This window comes from Pseudomonas sp. NY15356 (genome assembly GCF_048068175.1).
Taxonomy (GTDB): domain Bacteria; phylum Pseudomonadota; class Gammaproteobacteria; order Pseudomonadales; family Pseudomonadaceae; genus Aquipseudomonas; species Aquipseudomonas putida_K.
On sequence record NZ_JBLUPW010000013.1, the window covers coordinates 55,683 to 76,708 of the forward strand.

Sequence of the window (21,026 nt, forward strand, 5' to 3'; positions counted from 1 at the left end):
AAATATTCTAGCTTTTCTTTGATGAAAATCATGAAATATTGGCACTATTAACCCTGCTTCGCTCCGGCCAGAAGCGTACGGGATTAGGTGATTGGATGCTTGAGATGCTAATATTCTGGCTGTTTTCTGCGAAAAGAGATGGAATATTAGCCATGGCGAAGAAGACAGCCCCACTCTTGCCGGCGACGAACAATCTTCTCATCGAATTCGGTGAGCGGCTGAAGCTTGCGCGCCTGCGCCGAAAGTTGACCGCCAAACAAGTCGCTGAACGGGCGGGCATGTCCCCCATGACTCTGCGCTCGCTGGAAGCTGGTGGATCGGGCGTCACGATTGGTGCCTACCTGTCCGTCATGCAGGTGCTTGGATTGGCCGACGATCTCGCAAAGCTTGCGGTGGCGGATGACTTGGGTCGACAACTTCAGGACGCTCGTTTGATAAGAAGCGACGCTGTACATAGCCGCCCAAAGGCTGCCCAGGGGGGCGCTCGCAATCCGGCTCCAATAGCCCGAGCGCCGCGCAGTTCCTCTTCACCTAAGACAAAAAAAGCGGACGTGAAGGGCGACAAGTCGACGGCTGAAGATGCATGGAAGCATGCCCGTGACGAAAAAACGGAATTGCTCACCGATGTGGTGAGCACCGACAGTTTGACCTCTATGCTTCGCAAGCCGAAACGCAAAGGGAATGCGCCATCATGAGCATGATTGCCGTATATGCGGACTGGGATGGACTGTCTGGCCCCCGACGCCTTGGTTTCTTGCACAGCCGCAGGACCAGAGCGACAGAGCGATTCGAGTTCGAATACGACGATGCTGCGCTGGCAGATCCTGATCTGGCCGGGCTTCAGTTGGACCCGAGCATTCAACCTTTCGGCGGTCCGCAGTACCCCACCCCACCCAGGGACAAGTTCGGGGTCTTCGATGACTCCAGTCCCGACCGCTGGGGACGCCTGCTGATGGATAGGCGATTTGAGCGTGACAAGCGGGCGGGCCTGGTGCCCGTGGATACAAGACTCTACGAGTCGGATTACCTGCTCGGGGTACACGATATGTATCGAGTGGGCGCGCTACGGTACCGACTGGAGGATGCCGGGGATTTTCTCGACAACCGAATCAACGTCGCGGCTCCGCCTTTTACTGAAATCCGTGCTCTGGAACAGGCCAGTCGTGCGCTTGAACAGGATCCCGACAACGTCGCTGCTCAAGGGCAGGACTGGCTGCGTATGCTCATCGCGCCAGGCGGTTCGCTTGGCGGTGCCAGGCCCAAAGCGAGCGTCGCGGACGACGCGGGGCGCCTGTACATCGCCAAATTCCCAAGCACACGGGATAGCTATGATGTCGGTGGATGGGAAATGGTGGTCAATGCCTTGGCCAACGGTTGTGGCCTTGAGGTCGCACCGGCGCAGGCTCGCAAGTTCGCTAGTGACTATCATTGCTTCATGGTGCGCCGCTTCGATCGGACCGATGCAGGTCGCCGGTTGCATTTTGCTTCAGCGATGACCATGACAGGACATAGCGATGGCGACGATGCTTCGACAGGGGTGAGCTATCTGGAGCTCGCAGAAGTGCTCATGAGTCAAGGCGCGCAACCCAATCTGGATCTGCGAGAACTGTGGTCGCGAATTGTCTTCAACATCCTGGTCTCCAATACTGACGACCACCTTCGCAACCACGGCTTCATTCTTGTGCCAGGCCGTGGCTGGAAGCTCTCCCAGGCCTATGACATGAACCCTGTCCCCTATGCCGACGGCCTCAAACTCAACATTACTGATGCGGACAACGCGCTCGACCTTGAGTTGGCTCGGGAGGTGGCCGCTTACTTCCGCCTGGACCGCCAACAGGCAGACGACATCATCGAGGACTTCCGAGACATCGTGGGTCAATGGCGAATCCTGGCTCAGGGCCTAGGCCTCTCCGCACGGGAGCAGGACCGAATGGCAGACGCTTTCCGACTTGCTGGGTGACATGTTCGCGCCCTCTCTAAGTTGGCTTGCGCGGCTGTCGCATAGACGCTGACACAGAGTCCGGGGAGCGGGCTTACAAAATGCACTCGACAGGACACAAAGCGAAGGGAAACGACAAGGGAACGGGGTAAAGGGCAAAGGCCCTCCCCTGAAAAAGAAAGGAGGAGTGGAGCGGGTAGAGGGAATCGAACCCTCCTCAATAGCTTGGGAAGCTATAGTTTTACCAATAAACTATACCCGCTTTAGAGGCCGACATTTTTACCAGATCCCCCAAGGCCTGGAAAGCCCGAGTGTGTAAAAAGACCTGTCGGCGACTTGTAGCCCAAGGTTCTACAGGGCTACAGGCATGCTGCCCCTGTACGTAATGACTGCGTTGACGGGGCTGGCGCACGGTCGGCTTGAGGAAACCGAGCATTGCGGCGCGGGTGTCCTCGCAGGCGGCCTTGTGCTCCATGTCGAGGAAGTGGCCGGCGTCGCGGATCACGCTGAAGTGGCTTTGGCCGACGTGCCGGCTGAAGTGCCGGGCATCTTCGACGGTGGTGTACTCGTCACGGTCGCCGTTGATGAACAGCACCGGGATGTCGATGTTGCGCGCGGCCTTCAGTGCCCGCTCCAGGTCGTGTTCCAGCACCTGGTTGATGTGGAAATGCATCTGCGCGTACTCGTGGCTGTCCAGACTGCTCACGTGCCGGTAGTTGAAGCGTTTGAACAGCGACGGCAGGTGCTTGCCGATGGTGTCGTTGATCAGGTTGCCGACCTGGTAGCGGTCGCAGGCGGCCAGGTACTGGCAACCGCGCTCCAGGTAGTCGCGCATCGGCGCGTTGATGATCGGCGAGAACGAGCTCACCACGGCCTTCTCCACCCGCCGCGGCTGGTGCGCCAGCGCCAGCAGGGTGCAGGCCCCGCCCCAGGAGAACGACATCACGTGGTCGGCCTCGAAGTGCTCGATCAGTTCGAGGAGGATGTGCGCCTCGGTCTCCTTGCTGATCAGGCGTTCCTGGTGGTTGTAAGGCTTGGATTTGCCCGCATAGGGCTGGTCGTACAGCACGACGTTGAACTGTGGGTGCAGGTTGCGCACCGTCTGGGCGAAAGAGGCCGTGGTGGCCAGGGAGCCGTTGATCAGGATGATCGTCTTCTCGGCTGCTTCCGCGCGATAGAACTCCGTGTAAACCCGGTACTGACCTTGAATATCAAGCACAGCGATTTCTGGCCTCATGTCATCGACTCCTGGCGCCAAAAGGGTATTCGCGTGACCTAGGGTGCACGTTGTTTATGACAGGTAGGCATTCGCCTGGAAGAGAAACCGCAAGCCCTTGTGTCGATCCTTGGCACGCGTGTCGACGGTATTTGTTCTAGGTGGGCAATCTGCCGTGCCCCAAGGCATCGAGGCCCTGGGTGGCCGGCAAAAAGGCGTCTTGGACTGCGTTCGTGACTGTTTGGTCACATGCAGACCGACCAGTTTGATTCAAGCAGCAGGGTAGGGATCGTGCAAGTGCCGTTTGGACGATGCGCGAGGGAAAACCGCTGGGTGGTCAGGGGCAGCAGGGCAGGCCCAATCGCGCGATCACACCGTCGCGATCTCTTCGGCCGTAAGGTCGCGGTACTCCCCCGGCGCCAGGGCCGGATCCAGGTCGATGCCGCCCATCCGCTCACGGTGCAACCCCACCACCTTGTTGTCGAAATGCCCGAACATGCGCTTGACCTGATGATAACGCCCTTCGACGATCGCCAGCCGGGCGTGGCGTGGCCCCAGGATTTCCAGATGCGCGGGCTGGGTGGTGAGGTCTTCGTACGCGAAGTACAACCCTTCGCGGAACGTGGCCGCATAGTGTTCGCCGATCTCGTCCTCGGTGTGAACCTGGTAGACCTTCGGCAGTTTCGTCTTCGGCTGGGTCAGGCGCCTGGACCATTGGCCATCGTTGGTCAGGATCATCAGGCCGGTGGTGTTGTAGTCCAGGCGGCCGGCGATGTGCAGGTCGTCGCGCAGCTCGGCCGGCAGCAGGTCGAGCACGGTAGGGTGTTGCGGGTCCTGGGTGGCGCTGACACAGCCGGTGGGCTTGTGCAGCATCAGGTAGCGCGCCGGGCGCCCAGCCTGAAGCACCTGGCCGTCCACCTCGACGCGGCTGAATTCGCGAACCTCATGGTCGGAGTCGGTGGCCACCACGCCGTCGACGCACACGCGCCGCTGGGCCAGCAGCAGGCGCACCTGCTGGCGGTTATAGCAGGGCAGGTTGGCGAGGAAGCGGTCGAGGCGCATGGGGTGGGCCTTGAGAAAAGTGATGGATTCTAGCGGGCTGCCGTCGGCTGCGCTGCCTTGAGCCGGTCATCCACCGCCGCGCAGCGGGGGCACAGGCAGGCCTTGTCGCGCAGTGCCTCGGGCAGGGCCTGGAGCACCGCCGGGTCGATGGTCACGCCGAAGCACCAGCACGGCTGCGTGGCGCTGCGAGGGTCTGCCAGGGAGCACTGGTTGAGGGCGCCGCACGCGGGGCAGCGCTGGGGATCGTTCATGGTTCGAGCCGCGATGTACAGGAATGAAGCCGATTCTACCGGGGAAAAACCTCGGCGGCTTCCGGTCGTCGACAACCTGTTTCAATTCATTGCGAAAAGGGCACTGCACCTTCGCTTGATGGTCTGATCGGGTGTCGATGAACGCATTTGCATCGACGCTCGCCAGCGCCGCTGTGTCGGGCAGCCTGCGGTCCAGGAGGCCGCCATGTACCGTCGAATTCTGCTGATCGCCTTGTTGGGCCTGCTTACCTCCGCCTGCGTTCCCTATTACGAGGATGGCAGGTACTACCGCTCGAACTACTACACGAGCGATCGCTACTACTACCCCAGCTACTACCGTCACGACCGTTACTATGTCGCGCCGCAGCCGCGCTATTACCAGCCCCGGTACTACCAATCTGCCCCTCGCTACCATCGCTCGGCACCTTCGCCGTACTACAAGCCATACCCCGCCCACCGTGTGAACCAGTGGCATGGCAACCCGCGGAACGACTACGGCAACCGCCAGCGCTACGACTATGGGCGTGACAGGGACCGGCACGACTATCGCAACGACAACCGCCGCCACCAGAACGAGCGTTGGCATTCCAATGGCAGGGGCGAAAATCGCCGGTCCGATGGGGATCGTGGGGGTAACCGTCACTGGCGGCGTTGATCGCCTGTAGGAGCGGGCTTGTCCCGCGATCAGGCCGCAAAGCGGCCTCCCGGCGCGATTTCAGCCAAGGTCCGCCAACGGGTGCCGCCCTTCCCATACCTTGGCGAAATGCGCCTCCACCACCGCTGCAGGTACCTGATCGATATCCGGCCAGTGCCAGCGCGGCTGGTTGTCTTTATCCAACAGGCGGGCGCGCACGCCTTCGCTGAATTCCGGGTGCCGACAGCAGTTCAGGCTCATGGTGTATTCCATCTGGAATACCTGGGCCAGCGACAGGTGGCGAGCGCGGCGGATCTGTTCCCAGACCAGGTGTGCCGTCAGCGGGCAGCCTTCGTGCAAACGTTGCCCAGCTTCGGCCAGTAGCGGGTCGGCATGCCTGCTCAACCCTGACAGGGCTCGCCAGGCTGCCACCGGGTCGGCCACGTCGAGCAACCCGTCGATCACTTCCCGGCGTGGCAGCCACTGGGCTGCGGGCAGTTCGGCGCATGCCCGGTGTTGTTCGGCCTTGAGCAGGCTGTTCAGTTGCAGCGCGGTCTGCTCCTGCCAGTTCAGCTGCAGCAATTCCTCGATCAATGCCTCCTGCTGGTGCTCGCCGAGCAGACGATCGGCCAGGCCCAGGTCCAGAGCGTCGCGGGCGTTGATCGGCGCGCCGGTCAAACCCAGGAACAGGCCGAGCTTGCCCGGCAGGCGGGCGAGGAACCAACTGGCGCCGACATCGGGATACAGGCCAATGCTGATTTCCGGCATGGCCAGCCGGCTGCTGGGCGTGACGATGCGTATCCCGGCGCCTTGCAGCAGGCCCATGCCTCCGCCCAGCACATGGCCGTGCCCCCAGCACAGCAAGGGCTTGGGGTAGGTGTGGAGGCGGTGGTCGAGCCGGTACTCGGCAGCGAAGAAGGTGGCGGCCAGGGGGGGCACGCTGCCGGGGTGCTCGCGACAAGCATGCACCAGGGCGCGTACGTCGCCGCCGGCGCAAAAAGCCTTGGGCCCGTTGCCGCGCAGCAATACGCAGACGATGCCTGGGTCTTCGGCCCAGGCGTGCAGGTGTTGGTCGAGCACTTCGATCATCGGCAGGCTCAAGGCATTGAGCGCCTTGGGCACATCCAGGGTGGCGATGCCGATGCGCGCGCCATCGACTCCGGTGAGTACCTCGCATTGAATGGACATGGGCAACCTCGCGTACGTCATCGCACAAGTATGGACCCCACGGGTGATCATGCCGGTCGTCGGTCGGATCGATTGACAAGGCCGGGCAGCTTACCTAGTGTCGCGCCATTGTTTACGGATGGCCTCATGACTGACGACGATCGCATCAAGCTCGAGCCCGGTTGGAAAGCCGCGTTGCGCGCCGAGTTCGACCAACCCTACATGCAGCAGCTGCGCGAATTCCTGCGCCAGGAATACGCGGCCGGCAAGGAGATCTACCCGCCCGGGCCGATGATCTTCAATGCCCTGAATTCCACGCCGCTGGACAAGGTGAAGGTGGTCATCCTCGGCCAGGACCCGTATCACGGCCCAGGCCAGGCCCATGGCCTGTGCTTCTCGGTGCAGCCGGGCGTGCCCACGCCGCCATCGCTGGTCAATATCTACAAGGAACTGCACCGCGACCTCAACCTGCCGATCCCCAGTCATGGCTACCTGCAAAGCTGGGCCGAGCAGGGAGTGTTGCTGCTCAACACCACCATGACCGTGCAGCGTGGCAACGCTGCCTCCCATGCCAATGCGGGTTGGCAGCCGTTCACCGACAGGATCATCCAGGTGGTCAGCGAGCAGTGCGAGAACGTGGTGTTCCTGTTGTGGGGGTCTCATGCCCAGAGCAAGCAGAAGCTGATCGATGGCACCAAACACCTGGTGCTCAAGTCAGTGCACCCTTCGCCGTTGTCGGCGTATCGCGGGTTCTTCGGTTGCGGGCATTTCAGCCGGACCAACAGCTTCCTCGAGCAGCGTGGGCTGGCACCGATCGACTGGACGTTGCCGCCGCTTTAAACACTGCGTTGGCCTTTTCGCGGGTAAACCCGCTCCCACATTGGCCTAGGTGGGAGCGGGTTTACCCGCGAAGCTGTTTGCACCAAATCATGGTTGGCCAGAGTTCCACCGCTGGAACAGGGGCTCGGCAAGAAACAGCACGAACAACAGCCGCATCATCTGTAACGCCGTCACCAATGGTACCGACAGTTGCAGAGTCTCCGCCGTCAGGCTCATCTCGGCGATGCCTCCGGGCATCATCCCCAATGTCAGCGAACGCAGGTCCAGTTGCGTCATCACGCTCAAGGCCCAGGCCGCACTGGCGGCAACCAGCATGCACAGGAAGGTCGCCAGCAAGGTGCGCCCAAGAAACGACGGCGCCCGGCGGAAGAATGCCCGGTTGAAATGGCAGGCCAGGCCGCTGCCTATCAGCCATTGGCCGACCTGGCTGGCACCATTGGGCAGGCCGATCTGCAGGTTGCCGGCCAGGCTCACACTGGCCGCGACCAGCAATGGCCCGAACAGCCAGGGGTTGGGCTGGCGCAGGCGCTGCCAGGCCAGGGCGACCAGTACGCCAAGCGGTGCGATCAACGCCAGCCAGCCCCAGCTGACACTGCCCGAATGGCTCAGCGGTACGCCATCGCCGAGCAGGAACTTGAACAGCGCCGGTATGCACAGCACCACCGCCAGTACCCGCAGGCTCTGGGCGGCAGCTACCTGGCTGATCACTGCGCCATTGCGCGCACCGAGGTTGACCATCTCCCCCGCACCACCCGGCATGCTGGCGAAGAACGCCGTGGCGCGGTCTTCCCCGGTGCGCCGTAGCAGCCACACGCTGATCACGCTGGAGCAGGTGGTGAACAAGGCGCCGAACAGGATCAGGGCGAAATGGCCGGCGACCTGCTCGATCACCGCCGGGGTGAAATGCAGGCCGATGCCGATACCGATGATCCATTGGCCGCATTTGCGGCCGTTGGGGATTTCCGTGAGCTGCCAGGGCGTCAGGCAGCGCACCAGGATGATCGCCAACAGGGAACCGACCATCCATGGCAGGGGCCAGCCGACCAAGCTTGCGAGAAACCCGCCCGCAAGGCCGACCAGCCCGGTCGCCCAGAACAGCGGCAACGACCGGTCAGGCATCGGCCATCGCCCGGCGTTGCAGGCTGCGTTTGCGCCAGATGCGCAGCAGCGGCAGGGTCAGCATGCACAGGGTCAACACCCAGACGCCCATACTGATCGGGCTCGACCAGAGGATGCCCAGTTCACCATTGGAGATCGACAGGGCCCGGCGCAGGTTCTGCTCCATCAGCCCTCCGAGGATGAAGCCCAGCAGGATCGGCGACAGTGGGAAGTCCAGCTTGCGCAGGATGTAGCCCATGATGCCGATGCCGACCATCAGGAACAGGTCGAAGGTGGTGGCATGCACGGCATACACGCCGATCCCGGTGATGATGGCGATTACCGGCACCAGGGCCCAGTTCGGCACCGCGAGGATACGGGTGAAGATGCGGATCATCGGGATGTTCAGGATCACCAGCATGATGTTGGCGACGAACAGCGAGGCGATCAGGCCCCAGACGATATCCGGTTGCTGTTGGAACAGCAGTGGGCCGGGGGTGATGTTGTACAGGGTCAGCGCGCCGATCATCACGGCGGTGGTGCCCGAACCCGGAACGCCCAGGGTCAGCATCGGCACCAGGGCGCCGCAGCAGGAAGCGCCGATGGCCGTTTCCGGAGCCGCCAGGCCGCGGGCATCGCCTTTGCCGAATTTGCCCTTGTCACCGGCGATGCGCTTCTCGGTCATGTACGCCACGGCACTGGCCAGGGTGGCACCGGCACCGGGCAGCACGCCCATGACGAAACCGAGCAGGCCGCAGCGCAGGTTCACAAGGAACACCGAGGCCGCTTCCTTGATGTTGAACAGCATACGCCCGGTGGCCTTGACCGCCTGGTGACCGTGGTGGGTCTTTTCCAGCAGCAGGAGGATTTCGCTGATGGAGAACAGGCCCAGCACCAGCACCACGAACTGGATGCCGTCGGCCAGGTGCACGCTGTCGCCGGTGAAGCGGTACACGCCGCTGTTGGCGTCGATGCCGACGCTGGAGAGGAACAAGCCGATCAATGCGGCGATGAATGTCTTCAGCGGTTTGTCGCCAGCCATGCCGCCCAGGGCGACGATGGCGAACACCATTAACACGAAGTATTCCGCGGGGCCGAAGGCGATTGCCCATTTCGCCAGCAGCGGCGCGAACAGCACCATGCCGCAGGTGGCGATCAAGGCGCCGATGAACGAACTCCACGCCGACAGCGACAGGGCAACACCGGCCAGGCCCTGGCGGGCCATGGGGTAGCCGTCGAGGGTGGTCATCACGGTGGATGCTTCGCCAGGGATGTTGAGCAGGATCGAGCTGATGCGCCCGCCGTACTCGCAGCCCAGGTAGACCGCGGCCAGCAGGATCAGCGCCGATTCCGGGGGCAGGCCCAGGGCGAAGGCGATGGGGATCAGCAGGGCCACGCCATTGATCGGGCCCAAGCCCGGCAGCAGGCCGACCACGGTGCCGATCAGGGTGCCGGTCAGGGCCGTGACCAGGTTGTACGGGCTCAGGGCGACGCCGAAGCCCTGGCCCAGGTAGCTCAAGGTATCCATGTGTCAGTTCTCCAGTACGTCCAGCAGGCCGAGGGGCAGGGGCACATCCATCACGCGGTCGAACAGCCAGTACAGCAGCAGGCTCATGGCAGCGACCACGATTGCGCTGTGCAGCCAGCGGCCGCCGTACAGCCGGGCCATGGGCACGCCGACCAGGATGGCGCTGAGGATGAAGCCCAGGGGCTCGAAGGTGCTGGCGAAGACAAGTAGCAGGCCGATGCAGGCGACGATCTTGACCAGGCTCTCGCGGTCGAGCTCCGGCTCGTCATCCTTGCGCACGATCGGCGTAGGGCGAATGGCCAGGTAGAGCAAGGCCAGGCCCATCAGCCCGAGCATCAGCAGGGGGTAGGCACGGGGGCCTACCGGCTCATAGGAAAACGCGGCCTGGTAGGGCCAGGCCATTACGGCCAGGGCGGCGCACACCGCCAGCAGGGCCAGGGCGAAAACGCGTTGCAGGATCATGAAGGAATCCTCGTTGTCTGTCGGCAAGACGCGGCCCCTTGTGTAGGAGCGGCCTTGTGCCGCGAAAGGGCCGCACAGCGGCCCCAGGTCCCGAGCGATGCCGTGTCAATCGCCGGGGCTGCCACGCAGCCCTTTCGCGGCACAAGGCCGCTCCTACAGGGGGAGCGGCGCAAGGCAGGTCATTGGATCAGGCCGAATTCCCGGGCCAGCGCCTTGTAGTCGGCGACCTGTTTCTTCACGTAGGTGTCCAGCTCCTGGCCAGTCATGGCGAACGGGAACAGCTCGCGCTGGTCGCGCAACTTGGCGAAGTCCTCGGAGGCCAGCAGCTTGTCGAACGAGGCCTTCCACCAGGCGTAGTCCTCGTCGCTGACCTTCGGCCCCAGGTAGAAGCCGCGTACCACCGGCCAGACGATGTCATACCCCTGCTCCTTGGCGGTGGGGATGTCCTTCATTTCCGGCTCGTCCAGGCGGTTTTCGGCGAACACCGCGAGGATACGCATGTCACCGCTCTGGATATGGGGCATGGAGTCGGAGATATCGGTGGAGCCGACCTGGATATGCCCGCCCAGCAGCGCGGTGGCGATTTCGCCGCCGCCTTCCAGGGCCACGTAGCGCAGGTCACGTGGGTTGATGCCGGCGGCCTTGGCGATCAGTGCGGTCTGCATCCAGTCCTGGCTACCGACGGTGCCGCCGGAACCGATCACCACCTTGCCCGGGTCTTTCTTCAGGGCGGCGACCAGGTCGTCGAGGGTCTTGAAGGGGGAATCGCTCTTGACCGCGATGGCGCCGTAGCTGGTGCCGACGGCGGCGAGCCACTTGACGGCGTTCTCGTCGAAGCGGCCGAACTTGCCCTGGGCCAGGTTCAGCAGCGAACCGCTGGACCAGGCCACCAGCGTGCCGGCGTCGGCCGGGCGCTGGGCGACCACGGCGTTGTAGGCCACCGCGCCGACACCGCCGGGCATGTAGGTCACGCGCATGGGCTTGGACAGGATCTTCTCGTTGACCAGGGCGCTTTGCACCAGCTTGCAGGTCAGGTCGAAACCGCCGCCGGGCGAGGCCGGGGCGATGCATTCAGGGCGTTTCGGTTCGGCGGCCAAAGCGTTGCCGGCCAGCAGCAGGCAGCCGGTTGCGAGGACGAGGCGGCGCAGTGAAAAGGTCATCGTCTTTCTCCGTGAGCATTGTTGTTATTGGGTTACCACAGAGCCACGCTGTAGCTCACCAGCAGTCGCACTTCGTCGGCATCGCGGGCGAAGTTGGAGCGGAAGGTGGCATTGCGCAGGCGTACGGCGACGTCCTTCAACGGGCCGCTTTGTACCACGTACTTGAACTCGGTGTTGCGTTCCCACTCCTTGCCTTCGCTGCCGTCGGCGCGGCTGACATTGTCGCCGCTGATGTAGCGGGTCATGAAGGTCAGGCCGGGGATGCCCAGGGCGGCGAAGTTGTAGTCGTAGCGGGCCTGCCAGGAGCGCTCGTCGGTACCGGCGAAGTCGTTGATCTGGACGAAGTTGACCAGGTACGGGTCGGCGCCGTCGACATAGGGGAAGGCGCTGTCGCCGGACAGGTGTTGGTAGGCAGCGCTGAACTTGTGCCCGCCCAGGGCATAGCTGAGCATGCCGTTGACCGTGGTGTTGTCGATGTCGCCGGCCTTGGCCTGGCCTGCATCGTCGCTGACCGCCAGGCGCAGGTCGGCACCGAAGGTGCCCGGGCCCCACGGCTGGGTGGCGACCATACCGAGGAAGTGCTGGCGATAGATGTCGTCGAGCTGGGCGAAGTGGTAGCTGCCGGTGATGCGGTCGGTGAACTGGTAGTCCAGGCCGCCGGTGTCGAAATGGTCGGCGCTGAAGGTACCGCCGAAGCGGCCGTTCTTATTGTTGAGGGCCAGGTCTTCCCAGTTGGTGTCGTTACGGTCCTTGGCCTTTTCCAGGCGCGCGCCGGTGAAGGTCAGGCCTTTGATCTCCTTGGACGTGACCAGGCCGCCTTCGAAGGTCTGCGGCAGGATGCGCCCATCGTTGGGCTGCAGGGTCGGCAGTTCGGGGATCAGGGTGCCGATCTTCAGTTCGGTCTTCGAGACCTTGACCTTGCCGGTCAGGCCGAGCTTGGCGTATTCGTCGGCGGCCTTGCCGTCGTCATGGGTGGGCAGCAGACCGCTGCCGGTGCGGTCGGGGCTGGAGTCGAGCTTGATGCCCAGCATCCCCAGGGCATCCAGGCCGAACCCGACGGTCCCTTCGGTGTAGCCGGACTCGAAGTTGAGCATGAACCCCTGGGCCCATTCGTCGCGCTTGGACTGCTGGCTGCTGGTGCCGTCGCGGAAGTCGCGATTGAAGTACATGTTGCGGGTTTCGAAGGTGGCCGTGCTGTCTTCGAAGAAGGCGGCCTGGCTCATCGGGGCGACACCGGCGAGGGCGACGGCGCTGGCGATGACGGAAGGGCGTACGTACGGGGAACGGGTAGGCGCGAGGGCCTGAGGCTGCGTGGACAGCATCGTCGATGACTCCGTTTATTGTTCTTATCGGTTGCACCTTGCTGGTGCTTTGTTCGGCGCGCGGGGCGACCGTGGTGCGATGCTAGGTAATGAACCTTTCGCTAACCTTTCAGTGTGAAAGGTTTGCCGCGAGGGCTTCACAGGCCCCTCGACGGCGGTACACTCCGCGGCAAAGCCCCACCCGAGCAGGGAGAATCCGATGCGTGTGTTGCTGGTCGAAGACCACCTGCAACTGGCCGAAAGCGTGGCCCAGGCCCTCAAGAGCCATGGCCTGACCGTGGACGTGCTGCACGATGGCGTGGCCGCCGACCTGGCCCTGGCCAGCGAGGACTATGCCGTGGCCGTGCTCGATGTCGGCCTGCCGCGCATGGACGGCTTCGAGGTGCTGGCACGCCTGCGCGGCCGCGGCAAGACCCTGCCGGTGCTGATGCTCACCGCGCGCAGCGACGTCAAGGACCGGGTGCACGGCCTGAACCTGGGGGCCGACGACTACCTGGCCAAGCCCTTCGAACTGACCGAGCTCGAGGCACGGGTAAAAGCCCTGTTGCGCCGCAGCGTGCTGGGCGGCGAACGCCAGCAGCGCTGCGGCCCGCTGGTCTACGACCTGGACACCCGCCGTTTCAGCCTGGGGAATGATGCCTTGACCCTGACCCAGCGCGAGCAGAGCGTGCTCGAGGCGCTGATCGCCCGCCCGGGCCGGGTGATGAGCAAGGAACAACTGGCCGCCCAAGTGTTCGGCCTGGACGAGGAGGCCAGCCCGGATGCCATCGAGATCTACATCCATCGCCTGCGCAAGAAGCTCGATGGTCACCCGGTCGCCATCGTCACCTTCCGCGGGCTTGGCTACCTGCTCGAGCACCGCGATGCGTGACAACGGCAGCCTGCGCGGGCGCCTGCTCGGCAACCTGGCGCTGCTGCTGGTGGTGTTGATGCTGGCCAGTGGCCTGAGCGCCTACTGGAATGGCCGCGAAGCCGCCGATACCGCCTACGACCGTACCTTGCTGGCCTCGGCGCGGACCATCGCCGCCGGCCTGTCCCAGCGCGATGGCACGCTCAGCGCCGATGTGCCTTACGTGGCCCTGGATACCTTCGCCTACGACAGTGCCGGGCGCATCTACTACCAGGTACTGGATATCCACGGCGAGCTCATCTCCGGATATGAAAATCTGCCGCCGCCACCGCCCGGTACCCCGCGCACCGACGACTACCCGGCCCTGGCGCGGTTCTACAACGCCACCTACCTGGGCCAGGATGTGCGGGTGGTCAGCCTGCTCAAGGCGGTCAGCGAGCCGAACATGAACGGCATGGCCGAGATCCGTGTGGCCGAGACCGAAGAGGCGCGGGTGCGCATGGCCCGGGGGTTGATGGCCGATACCCTGCTGCGCCTGGGCATGCTGGCCCTCGGCGCGTTGGTGATGGTGTGGTTCGCGGTCAGCGCCGCGTTGCGCCCGCTGGAACGCCTGCGCACAGCGGTGGAGGAGCGTCAACCCGACGACCTGCGGGCTCTGCCGGTGGTGCAGGTGCAGCGGGAACTGGGCCCGTTGGTGCGCGCCCTGAACCATTTCACCGAACGCCTCAGGGGCCAGTTCGAACGCCAGGCGCAGTTCATCGCCGAGGCGGCCCATGAGCTGCGCACGCCATTGGCGGCGCTCAAGGCACGGGTCGAGCTGGGGATGCGCTCCCAGGAGCCGGAGCAGTGGCGTCAGACCCTGGAGACTGCAGCCCAGGGGACCGACCGCCTGACCCACCTGGCTAACCAGTTGCTCTCCCTGGCACGGGTGGAAAACGGCGCTCGGGCCATTGCCGAAGGCGGCGCCCAGCGCCTGGACCTGAGTCAGCTGGCTCGTGAGCTGGGCATGGCCATGGCACCGCTGGCCCATGCTCGGGGTGTTGCCCTGGCCCTGGAGGCCGAAGCGCCGGTGTGGCTCAAGGGCGAACCGACCTTGCTCAACGAGTTGCTCAGTAACCTCGTGGACAACGCCCTGGCCCATACGCCGAAGGGCGGCAACGTGATCTTGCGGGTGTTGGCGCCGGCCGTACTCGAAGTGGAGGACGACGGGCCGGGCATTCCCCTGGAGGAGCGTGAACGGGTATTCGAGCGCTTCTACCGACGCAGTGCCCAGGGCACCGGTCTGGGGCTGGCGATCGTCGGCGAGATCTGCCGTGCGCACCTGGCACAGATCAGCCTGCATGACGGCGAGAACGGTGGGCTGCGGGTGCGGGTGAGTTTTATCGCCGATTGACGCGGCCTGTGCCGGTGCTTCCACCTCAACCTGTCCTGCGCTGGTTTTTTTTGTAGGAGCGGGCTTGTCCCGCGATCAAGGGCGAAGCCCTTGCCAGGCGGCAGCGTTGGCAGGTCCGGCCTAATCGCGGGGCAAGCCCGCTCCTACAGAGGAGAGTGCCAGAGCCTGCTAGCGCAACATGTTCCGCGCATCGAGCAGGTCGGCGACATCCAGTTCCATGCCGTGGGGCAGGCCCAGGTGTTGGTAGGCAGGCAGGGCAGCCAATGGCCGGCTGCGATTACGATGGCTGAGCAGGCGCGCGATCTGCACGATATCGATGTAGTCGATCTTGTCGGTGCGCCGGTCCAGATCCTGCACCTGGCTGGGCAGCTTGACCAGTTGCTCGGGGAATTCCCAGGCGCCGAGGATCTTGTCGCCCAGCACCGGGTGAATCTGCTCGATCACATAGTGCAGGCACACCGGGTCCGAAAGCAGCTCGTTATGTTCCTCGGCGTAGATCAACACCGGCAGCGCACCGATCTGGTGGACCAACCCGCCCAAGGTCGCCTGGTCCGGCTTGAGCTGGGTGTAGCGACGGCACAGCTCATAGCTGATGCCGGCAACATCCAGGCTGTTGGCCCATATATCGCGCAATTTATGCTCTACCGACGGTGAGCGGGCGTGGAAGATCTGCTCGATCACCAGGCCGATCGCCAGGTTGCAGCTGTAGTTGATGCCCAGGCGGGTGATGGCGGTGTGCAAGTCGGTGACTTCCACCGAGGCTCGCAGCAACGGGCTGTTGACCACTTTGATCAGGCGCGCCGAAAGGGCGGCATCGCGGCCGATCACCCGGCTCAGGGCGGCGACGCTGATCTCGCTGTCCTCGGCGGCCTCGCGGATGCTCAAGGCAACTTCCGGAAGGGTCGGCAGGACCAGGTCGTCCTTTTCGATGGCTGCGAGCAATTGTGCTTGAACCATCTCGGCCAGCTTGTTCATGTAGCTTCTCTAACGCAGTGGTGCAGCCCCGCCCAAGTGACGGGGCAGGCTGGTCAGCGCAGGATTTCCCGGTCGCGGTCCAGTTCGTAGGGCAGGCTGAGCAGTTCCAGCCGGGGGCCTTCGAGGCTGCCCAGGTGCAGGTTGTCGTCTTCCACCGCCTCGGCGCTGAGCACCGCCAGCAGCTCGCAGCCCTGGCCAGTGCTGGCAGCGATCACCACTTCCCCCACCGAAGAGCCATGGGTGGGCGAGAAGATCTCGGCACCCGGTGCGGGCACGCTGTCCTGGGCCAGCGCCAGGCGGTACTGACGACGCTTGAGCTTGCCCAGGTACTGCATGCGCGCGACGATTTCCTGGCCGGTGTAGCAACCTTTCTTGAAGCTCACGCCGTCGACGGCCTGCAGGTTGATCATCTGCGGGATGAACAGCTCGCGGGTCGGGCCCATGACCTGGCCGATGCCTGCGCGGACCTGGCCGAGCAGCCAGTCGTTGAGGGGCGCTTCGGCCAGGTGCGTGGCGAGCACCTGGCGCACGGTGGAGGCTTGCGCGGCGGGGGCCCAGAGTTCCACGCGGCCGCTGCTGACGGCGATCGCGATCAGGCCGTCATGGCGTACCGTGGCCCCGGCCTCGGCAGGTATGGCCAGGCCCAATGCCTGGAGCGCGGCATCGCCCCGTTCCAGGCCGAAACGCGCCCAGGCAGCGCTTTCGTCGGCCAGGGTGGCCTTGGAGAACACGGCATACTTCTTGAGGTCGGCCAACTGCGTGTCGAGCAGTTCGCTGGCCATGGCCAGCAGATAGCCGTTTCCTTCCGGAAGGATGCGGAAGCTCGACTGCATGCGGCCCTTGACCATGCAGCGTGCACCGAGGCTGGCATATTCCTGGCTTAGGTAGTTGATGTTGCAGGTCAGCTGGCCTTGCAGGAACTTGCCGGCGTCGGAGCCGCGGACGGCGAGGATGCCCTCGTGGGACAGGGGACAGAAGAAAGCGGAATCGGCCATGGGTCATCGCGGTTGCTTGAGACTGGCGGCCATCATAGAACGCTGGTAACAAAATAGGTAGGTGACTAGACCAACGCCTTGTGCCGCCGCGAGCGCCCCGCTGTATACTGGCCGCCCATTCGAGGAGGGCCCCCATGGTCGAACAAACTGAACTCAACCGGCTTTTCTGGCACAGCCGTCGCGGCATGCTGGAACTGGACGTGCTGCTGGTGCCATTCACCCAGGAGGTCTACCCCACCCTGAGCGAAGCGGACCGCGAGCTGTACCGTCGCCTGCTGACCTGCGAAGACCAGGACATGTTCGGCTGGTTCATGGAGCGCACCGAGTCCGACGACCCCGAGCTGCAACGCATGGTTCGCATCATTCTGGACCGTGTCCAGCCCAAGTGAGCATTTCGAATGCCGTTGGCGAGGCTCACGCCTGCTGCTGACGGCCTACCTGGCCTGCCAGGTGCTGGCGTGCTCGGCCCTGACCTCGAGCGCGCTGCCCTGGTGGCTCGGCCTTTCCGTCGCCGTTGCCTGCCTTGCCCATGCCTGTTGGGTGATTCCCCGCCATATCCTGTTGACCCACCCCGAGGCCATTACCGGTTTGCGCCGTGACCTGGCGGGCTGGCGCTTGTTCAGCCGTGCCCATGGGTGGCAGCCGGTGCGGCTGAATCGTGATAGCGTGGCGTTGCCCGGTTTGGTGGTGTTGCGTTTCGCAAGGCCGGGGCGCTGGCTTGGCCAGAGTCAGTGCGTGCCCCGCGATGCCCTGGATGCCGACCAGCATCGGCGCTTGCGGGTGCGGCTGAAGTTCAGTCGCAGGCGGTGGGATGCGGTCTCGAACCAATAGTCCAAGAGCGTGTCGCCCGTTTCGCAGGTTTACCCGCGAAAAAGGCGACTTCGATATCAGGCCGGGCTGAGGATAGTGTCTCTGGCCTCGGGCAGCATCCCCGGGTAATCCAAGGTGTAATGCAGCCCTCGGCTTTCCTTGCGCTGCATCGCCGAGCGGATCATCAGCTCCGCCACCTGGGCCAGGTTACGCAGCTCGATCAGGTCGCGGCTGACCTTGTAGTTGCTGTAGAACTCGTCGATCTCGTCCAGCAGCAGACGTACGCGGTGTTCGGCGCGTTGCAGGCGTTTGCTGGTACGCACGATACCTACGTAGTCCCACATGAAGCGCCGCAGTTCGTCCCAGTTGTGCGCGATGATCACGTCCTCGTCCGAGTCGGTGACCTGGCTGGCATCCCAGCAGGGCAGGGCGGTGGGCATGCCCACTTGGGCAAGGTGCGCCTCGATGTCGGCAGCGGCTGCACGGCCGTAGACGAAGCACTCCAGCAGCGAATTGCTGGCCATGCGGTTGGCACCGTGCAGGCCGGTGAAGCTGGTTTCGCCGATGGCATACAGGCCTGGCACGTCGGTGTGCCCGCGGTCGTCGACCATGACCCCGCCACAGGTGTAGTGAGCCGCCGGCACCACCGGGATCGGCTGGCGGGTGATGTCGATGCCGAACGCCAGGCAGCGCTCGTAGACGGTGGGGAAATGGCTCTTGATGAAGTCAGCCGGCTTGTGGCTGATGTCCAGGTATACGCAGTCCACGCCCAGGCGCTTCATCTCATGGTCGATGGCCCGGGCCACGATATCGCGCGGTGCCAGCTCTTCGCGCGGGTCGAAGCGTGGCATGAAGCGCTCGCCGTTGGGCAGGCGCAGCAAGGCGCCTTCGCCGCGCAAGGCCTCGGTGATCAGGAAGCTCTTGGCCTGGGGGTGATACAGGCAGGTGGGGTGGAACTGGTTGAACTCCAGGTTGGCCACCCGGCACCCGGCGCGCCAGGCCATGGCGATGCCATCGCCGCAGGCACCGTCGGGGTTGCTGGTATAGAGATAGACCTTGGCCGCGCCGCCGGTGGCCAGCACGGTGAAACGTGCACCGAAGGTATCGACTTCGCCGGTGTTGCGGTCCAGCACGTAGGCGCCCAGGCAGCGGTCGCCCGGCAGGCCCAGGCGACGCTCGGTGATCAGGTCGACCGCCACCCGCTGCTCCAGCAGCTCGATGTTCGGCCGTTGCCGGGCCTGGGCCAGCAACGCGGTGAAGATGGCCGCGCCGGTGGCATCGGCAGCATGGATGATGCGCCGGTGGCTGTGCCCGCCCTCGCGGGTGAGGTGGAATTCGAAGCCGCCGTCATCGACGCTGTAGTGCTCGTCACGGGTAAACGGCACGCCTTGCTCGATCAGCCATTCGATGGCTTCGCGGCTATGCTCGACGGTGAAACGCACGGCATCCTCATGACACAGGCCGCCGCCAGCATTGAGCGTGTCCTCGACATGGGACTGTACGGTATCGGTGTCATCCAGCACGGCGGCGACGCCGCCCTGGGCCCAAAAAGTCGAACCGTTGGCCAGGTCGCCCTTGCTCAGCACGGCGATGCGCAGGTGGCTGGGGAGGTTCAGTGCCAGGCTCAGGCCAGCGGCACCGCTGCCGATCACCAGGACATCATGTTGGAATTGTTGGCTCATGTCTTGACACTAGTAATCTTGAGAGGGGGAGCGGCACAATAGTCAGGCACAGATGGCATTGTGAAACTATCGTTGATCCTGTCCGGCTGCCTTTATAGCAGCCACAGGTGCCTGATTTCCAATGGCATCTGCGCCGTCGAGGCGATCTTTGTGGGAACTTTCCGATACCGGTGGAAATCCTAAGAAGGCTGCCCGTACGCCACTGAATGCCGCGGCGACGCATGGCGGCAGCTCTATCCGGGCTGACACGTGCGTATTCGAGACCTGATTATCGACGCAGCCGGCCATGTCCGCGCTGTGTCTTTCGTGCGAGCCGACCAAGGGCCGCAGGAAACTTGCTTGGAGGGGAGAACTTTTGCGCAAACGCCGAGTCTATGGTTGCAAGCCTGAACGATGGCTGTTGCAACGCTCCTTCGAGACCACTGAGGAGTGTTCATGCTAACCCAGGAAGAGGATCAGCAGCTGGTCGAGCGCGTGCAGCGCGGCGACAGGCGAGCGTTCGATCTGTTGGTGCTGAAGTATCAGCACAAGATTCTCGGGTTGATCGTGCGGTTCGTACACGACACCCACGAGGCCCAGGATGTCGCGCAGGAGGCTTTTATCAAGGCCTACCGGGCGCTGGGAAATTTTCGCGGTGACAGTGCGTTCTATACCTGGCTGTACCGCATCGCCATCAATACGGCGAAGAACTATCTGGTATCCCGTGGAAGACGGCCGCCAGACAGCGATGTGAGCTCCGAGGATGCGGAGTTTTACGACGGCGATCATGGTCTCAAGGATCTCGAGTCCCCAGAGCGCGCGTTGTTGCGGGATGAAATCGAAGGCACTGTCCATCGCACCATCCAGCAGCTGCCCGAGGACCTGCGCACGGCATTGACCCTACGTGAGTTCGACGGACTGAGTTACGAAGACATTGCCAGTGTCATGCAATGTCCGGTGGGTACCGTGCGCTCTCGAATCTTCCGCGCTCGGGAGGCCATAGACAAAGCCCTGCAACCGTTGTTGCAGGAAACCTGAGACAGCGGCGACAGCCAAGAGAGGAACCGCCATGAGTCGTGAAGCTTTGCAGGAATCGCTGTCCGCGGTGATGGATAACGAAGCGGACGAACTGGAACTGCGTCGGGTGTTGAACGCCGTCGACGATCCTGAAACCCGTGCCACCTGGTCGCGCTACCAGGTTGCCCGTGCAGCCATGCACAACGAGCTGGTGCTGCCGAAGCTCGATATCGCCTCGGCGGTGTCCGCCGCGCTGGCCGACGAAGCCGTGCCTGCCAAGGTCAAGCAAGGCCCATGGCGCAGCATCGGCCGCCTGGCTGTCGCAGCCTCGGTGACCGTTGCCGTGCTGGCTGGCGTGCGCCTGTACAACCAGGACGAGATCACCGGTGCCGAGCTCGCTTCCCAGCAGCCAGCCCAACAAGGCCTGAGCGTGCCACAAAGCAAAGGCCCAGCTGTTTTGGCAGGCTATAGTGAAAGCAGTGAGCAACCGACCGGGCCGATGGCCAACGGCGTGCTGCAGAACCAGGCCGGCTGGGATCAGCGTCTGCCAGGCTACCTGCGCCAGCATGCCCAGGAATCCGCGCTCAAGGGCACCGAAACCGCTCTGCCCTACGCACGCGCCGCCAGCCTGGAAAACCGTTAAGTA

At 63.8% G+C, this 21,026-nt stretch carries 22 protein-coding genes and 1 tRNA gene; 10 read left to right on the forward strand and 13 right to left on the reverse strand.

The genetic code is table 11. The features are described from left to right. The first annotated feature begins 152 nt into the window (after nt 1–152). The gene (locus ACNFCI_RS12745) at nt 153–695 is read left to right on the forward strand and encodes a helix-turn-helix domain-containing protein (RefSeq protein WP_368829561.1); all 543 of its coding nucleotides are present in this window, start codon (nt 153–155) and stop codon (nt 693–695) included. Continuing rightward, a complete protein-coding gene (locus ACNFCI_RS12750) occupies nt 692–1,960 on the forward strand; it encodes a type II toxin-antitoxin system HipA family toxin (RefSeq protein ID WP_368829535.1) in 1,269 nt (422 codons plus the stop codon). The genes ACNFCI_RS12745 and ACNFCI_RS12750 overlap by 4 nt, the downstream gene beginning before the upstream one ends. 167 nt (nt 1,961–2,127) lie before the next feature. Here the strand turns inward: ACNFCI_RS12750 and ACNFCI_RS12755 are convergent. The 4 genes from ACNFCI_RS12755 to ACNFCI_RS12770 all read right to left on the reverse strand — a co-directional run bounded on the left by ACNFCI_RS12755 (nt 2,128) and on the right by ACNFCI_RS12770 (nt 4,468). Further along, a tRNA-Gly gene (locus ACNFCI_RS12755) sits at nt 2,128–2,201 on the reverse strand. After that, nucleotides 2,181–3,176 carry an alpha/beta fold hydrolase gene (locus tag ACNFCI_RS12760; RefSeq protein ID WP_416768007.1) on the reverse strand — a complete coding sequence of 332 codons (996 nt, stop codon included), beginning with the start codon at nt 3,174–3,176 and terminating at the stop codon, nt 2,181–2,183. The genes ACNFCI_RS12755 and ACNFCI_RS12760 overlap by 21 nt, the downstream gene beginning before the upstream one ends. Nucleotides 3,177–3,524: 348 nt before the next feature. Next, nucleotides 3,525–4,217: a pseudouridine synthase gene (locus tag ACNFCI_RS12765; protein WP_084855905.1), complete on the reverse strand. Its 693-nt coding sequence runs from the start codon at nt 4,215–4,217 to the stop codon at nt 3,525–3,527. Nucleotides 4,218–4,246: 29 nt separating this feature from the next. Next, a complete protein-coding gene (locus ACNFCI_RS12770; RefSeq protein WP_084855907.1) occupies nt 4,247–4,468 on the reverse strand; it encodes a cysteine-rich CWC family protein in 222 nt (73 codons plus the stop codon). Nucleotides 4,469–4,673: 205 nt separating this feature from the next. Between ACNFCI_RS12770 and ACNFCI_RS12775 the strand changes: the two genes are divergently transcribed. Next, on the forward strand, nt 4,674–5,123 hold the full coding sequence (locus tag ACNFCI_RS12775; RefSeq protein ID WP_368829533.1) for a hypothetical protein: 450 nt from the start codon (nt 4,674–4,676) through the stop codon (nt 5,121–5,123). A gap of 60 nt (nt 5,124–5,183) precedes the next feature. Here ACNFCI_RS12775 and ACNFCI_RS12780 read toward each other — a convergent pair whose 3' ends face one another. Continuing rightward, a complete protein-coding gene (locus ACNFCI_RS12780; RefSeq protein WP_368829532.1) occupies nt 5,184–6,290 on the reverse strand; it encodes an enoyl-CoA hydratase/isomerase family protein in 1,107 nt (368 codons plus the stop codon). 126 nt (nt 6,291–6,416) lie between these two features. Between ACNFCI_RS12780 and ung the strand changes: the two genes are divergently transcribed. Beyond that, on the forward strand, nt 6,417–7,109 hold the full coding sequence (gene ung / locus ACNFCI_RS12785) for a uracil-DNA glycosylase (protein WP_368829531.1): 693 nt from the start codon (nt 6,417–6,419) through the stop codon (nt 7,107–7,109). 87 nt (nt 7,110–7,196) lie between these two features. Here ung and ACNFCI_RS12790 read toward each other — a convergent pair whose 3' ends face one another. The 5 genes from ACNFCI_RS12790 to ACNFCI_RS12810 form a co-directional block, all read right to left on the reverse strand. After that, nucleotides 7,197–8,228 (reverse strand): AbrB family transcriptional regulator, encoded by a 1,032-nt coding sequence (locus ACNFCI_RS12790; protein WP_368829530.1) that lies wholly within the window; start codon nt 8,226–8,228, stop codon nt 7,197–7,199. Beyond that, nucleotides 8,221–9,735, reverse strand: coding sequence for a tripartite tricarboxylate transporter permease (locus ACNFCI_RS12795; RefSeq protein ID WP_368829529.1), 1,515 nt, complete (start codon nt 9,733–9,735; stop codon nt 8,221–8,223). The genes ACNFCI_RS12790 and ACNFCI_RS12795 overlap by 8 nt, the downstream gene beginning before the upstream one ends. 3 nt (nt 9,736–9,738) lie before the next feature. Then, nucleotides 9,739–10,197 carry a tripartite tricarboxylate transporter TctB family protein gene (locus ACNFCI_RS12800; protein ID WP_084855918.1) on the reverse strand — a complete coding sequence of 153 codons (459 nt, stop codon included), beginning with the start codon at nt 10,195–10,197 and terminating at the stop codon, nt 9,739–9,741. Between the two features lie 179 nt (nt 10,198–10,376). After that, nucleotides 10,377–11,357 (reverse strand): Bug family tripartite tricarboxylate transporter substrate binding protein, encoded by a 981-nt coding sequence (locus ACNFCI_RS12805; protein WP_368829528.1) that lies wholly within the window; start codon nt 11,355–11,357, stop codon nt 10,377–10,379. Nucleotides 11,358–11,389: 32 nt separating this feature from the next. Continuing rightward, nucleotides 11,390–12,679 carry an OprD family porin gene (locus ACNFCI_RS12810; protein WP_368829527.1) on the reverse strand — a complete coding sequence of 430 codons (1,290 nt, stop codon included), beginning with the start codon at nt 12,677–12,679 and terminating at the stop codon, nt 11,390–11,392. A 199-nt stretch (nt 12,680–12,878) separates the two neighbouring features. Here ACNFCI_RS12810 and ACNFCI_RS12815 point away from each other — a divergent pair, with 199 nt between their 5' ends. Together ACNFCI_RS12815 and ACNFCI_RS12820 are read left to right on the forward strand one after the other, a co-directional pair. Continuing rightward, the gene (locus tag ACNFCI_RS12815) at nt 12,879–13,550 is read left to right on the forward strand and encodes a response regulator (RefSeq protein WP_368829526.1); all 672 of its coding nucleotides are present in this window, start codon (nt 12,879–12,881) and stop codon (nt 13,548–13,550) included. Next, nucleotides 13,543–14,922: a sensor histidine kinase gene (locus ACNFCI_RS12820; protein ID WP_368829525.1), complete on the forward strand. Its 1,380-nt coding sequence runs from the start codon at nt 13,543–13,545 to the stop codon at nt 14,920–14,922. The genes ACNFCI_RS12815 and ACNFCI_RS12820 overlap by 8 nt, the downstream gene beginning before the upstream one ends. A gap of 168 nt (nt 14,923–15,090) precedes the next feature. On the opposite strand, the gene ACNFCI_RS12825 is transcribed toward ACNFCI_RS12820, so the two are convergent. Continuing rightward, nucleotides 15,091–15,897, reverse strand: a complete 807-nt coding sequence (locus ACNFCI_RS12825; RefSeq protein WP_084855928.1) for an HDOD domain-containing protein — start codon at nt 15,895–15,897, stop codon at nt 15,091–15,093. Between the two features lie 53 nt (nt 15,898–15,950). Next, nucleotides 15,951–16,892 carry a folate-binding protein YgfZ gene (locus tag ACNFCI_RS12830; RefSeq protein WP_368829524.1) on the reverse strand — a complete coding sequence of 314 codons (942 nt, stop codon included), beginning with the start codon at nt 16,890–16,892 and terminating at the stop codon, nt 15,951–15,953. 134 nt (nt 16,893–17,026) lie between these two features. Between ACNFCI_RS12830 and ACNFCI_RS12835 the strand changes: the two genes are divergently transcribed. Together ACNFCI_RS12835 and ACNFCI_RS12840 are read left to right on the forward strand one after the other, a co-directional pair. Beyond that, nucleotides 17,027–17,281 carry a succinate dehydrogenase assembly factor 2 gene (locus ACNFCI_RS12835; protein WP_043206462.1) on the forward strand — a complete coding sequence of 85 codons (255 nt, stop codon included), beginning with the start codon at nt 17,027–17,029 and terminating at the stop codon, nt 17,279–17,281. Beyond that, on the forward strand, nt 17,265–17,723 hold the full coding sequence (locus ACNFCI_RS12840; RefSeq protein ID WP_084855932.1) for a protein YgfX: 459 nt from the start codon (nt 17,265–17,267) through the stop codon (nt 17,721–17,723). The genes ACNFCI_RS12835 and ACNFCI_RS12840 overlap by 17 nt, the downstream gene beginning before the upstream one ends. 56 nt (nt 17,724–17,779) lie before the next feature. On the opposite strand, the gene nadB is transcribed toward ACNFCI_RS12840, so the two are convergent. Continuing rightward, on the reverse strand, nt 17,780–19,384 hold the full coding sequence (nadB, locus tag ACNFCI_RS12845; protein ID WP_084855934.1) for an L-aspartate oxidase: 1,605 nt from the start codon (nt 19,382–19,384) through the stop codon (nt 17,780–17,782). 435 nt (nt 19,385–19,819) lie between these two features. On the opposite strand from nadB, the gene rpoE reads away from it, so the two are divergent. Both rpoE and ACNFCI_RS12855 read left to right on the forward strand, forming a co-directional pair. Next, nucleotides 19,820–20,401: an RNA polymerase sigma factor RpoE gene (gene rpoE / locus ACNFCI_RS12850; RefSeq protein ID WP_010220971.1), complete on the forward strand. Its 582-nt coding sequence runs from the start codon at nt 19,820–19,822 to the stop codon at nt 20,399–20,401. A gap of 31 nt (nt 20,402–20,432) precedes the next feature. Then, nucleotides 20,433–21,023: a sigma-E factor negative regulatory protein gene (locus ACNFCI_RS12855; protein ID WP_084855936.1), complete on the forward strand. Its 591-nt coding sequence runs from the start codon at nt 20,433–20,435 to the stop codon at nt 21,021–21,023. Nucleotides 21,024–21,026: the final 3 nt, after the last annotated feature.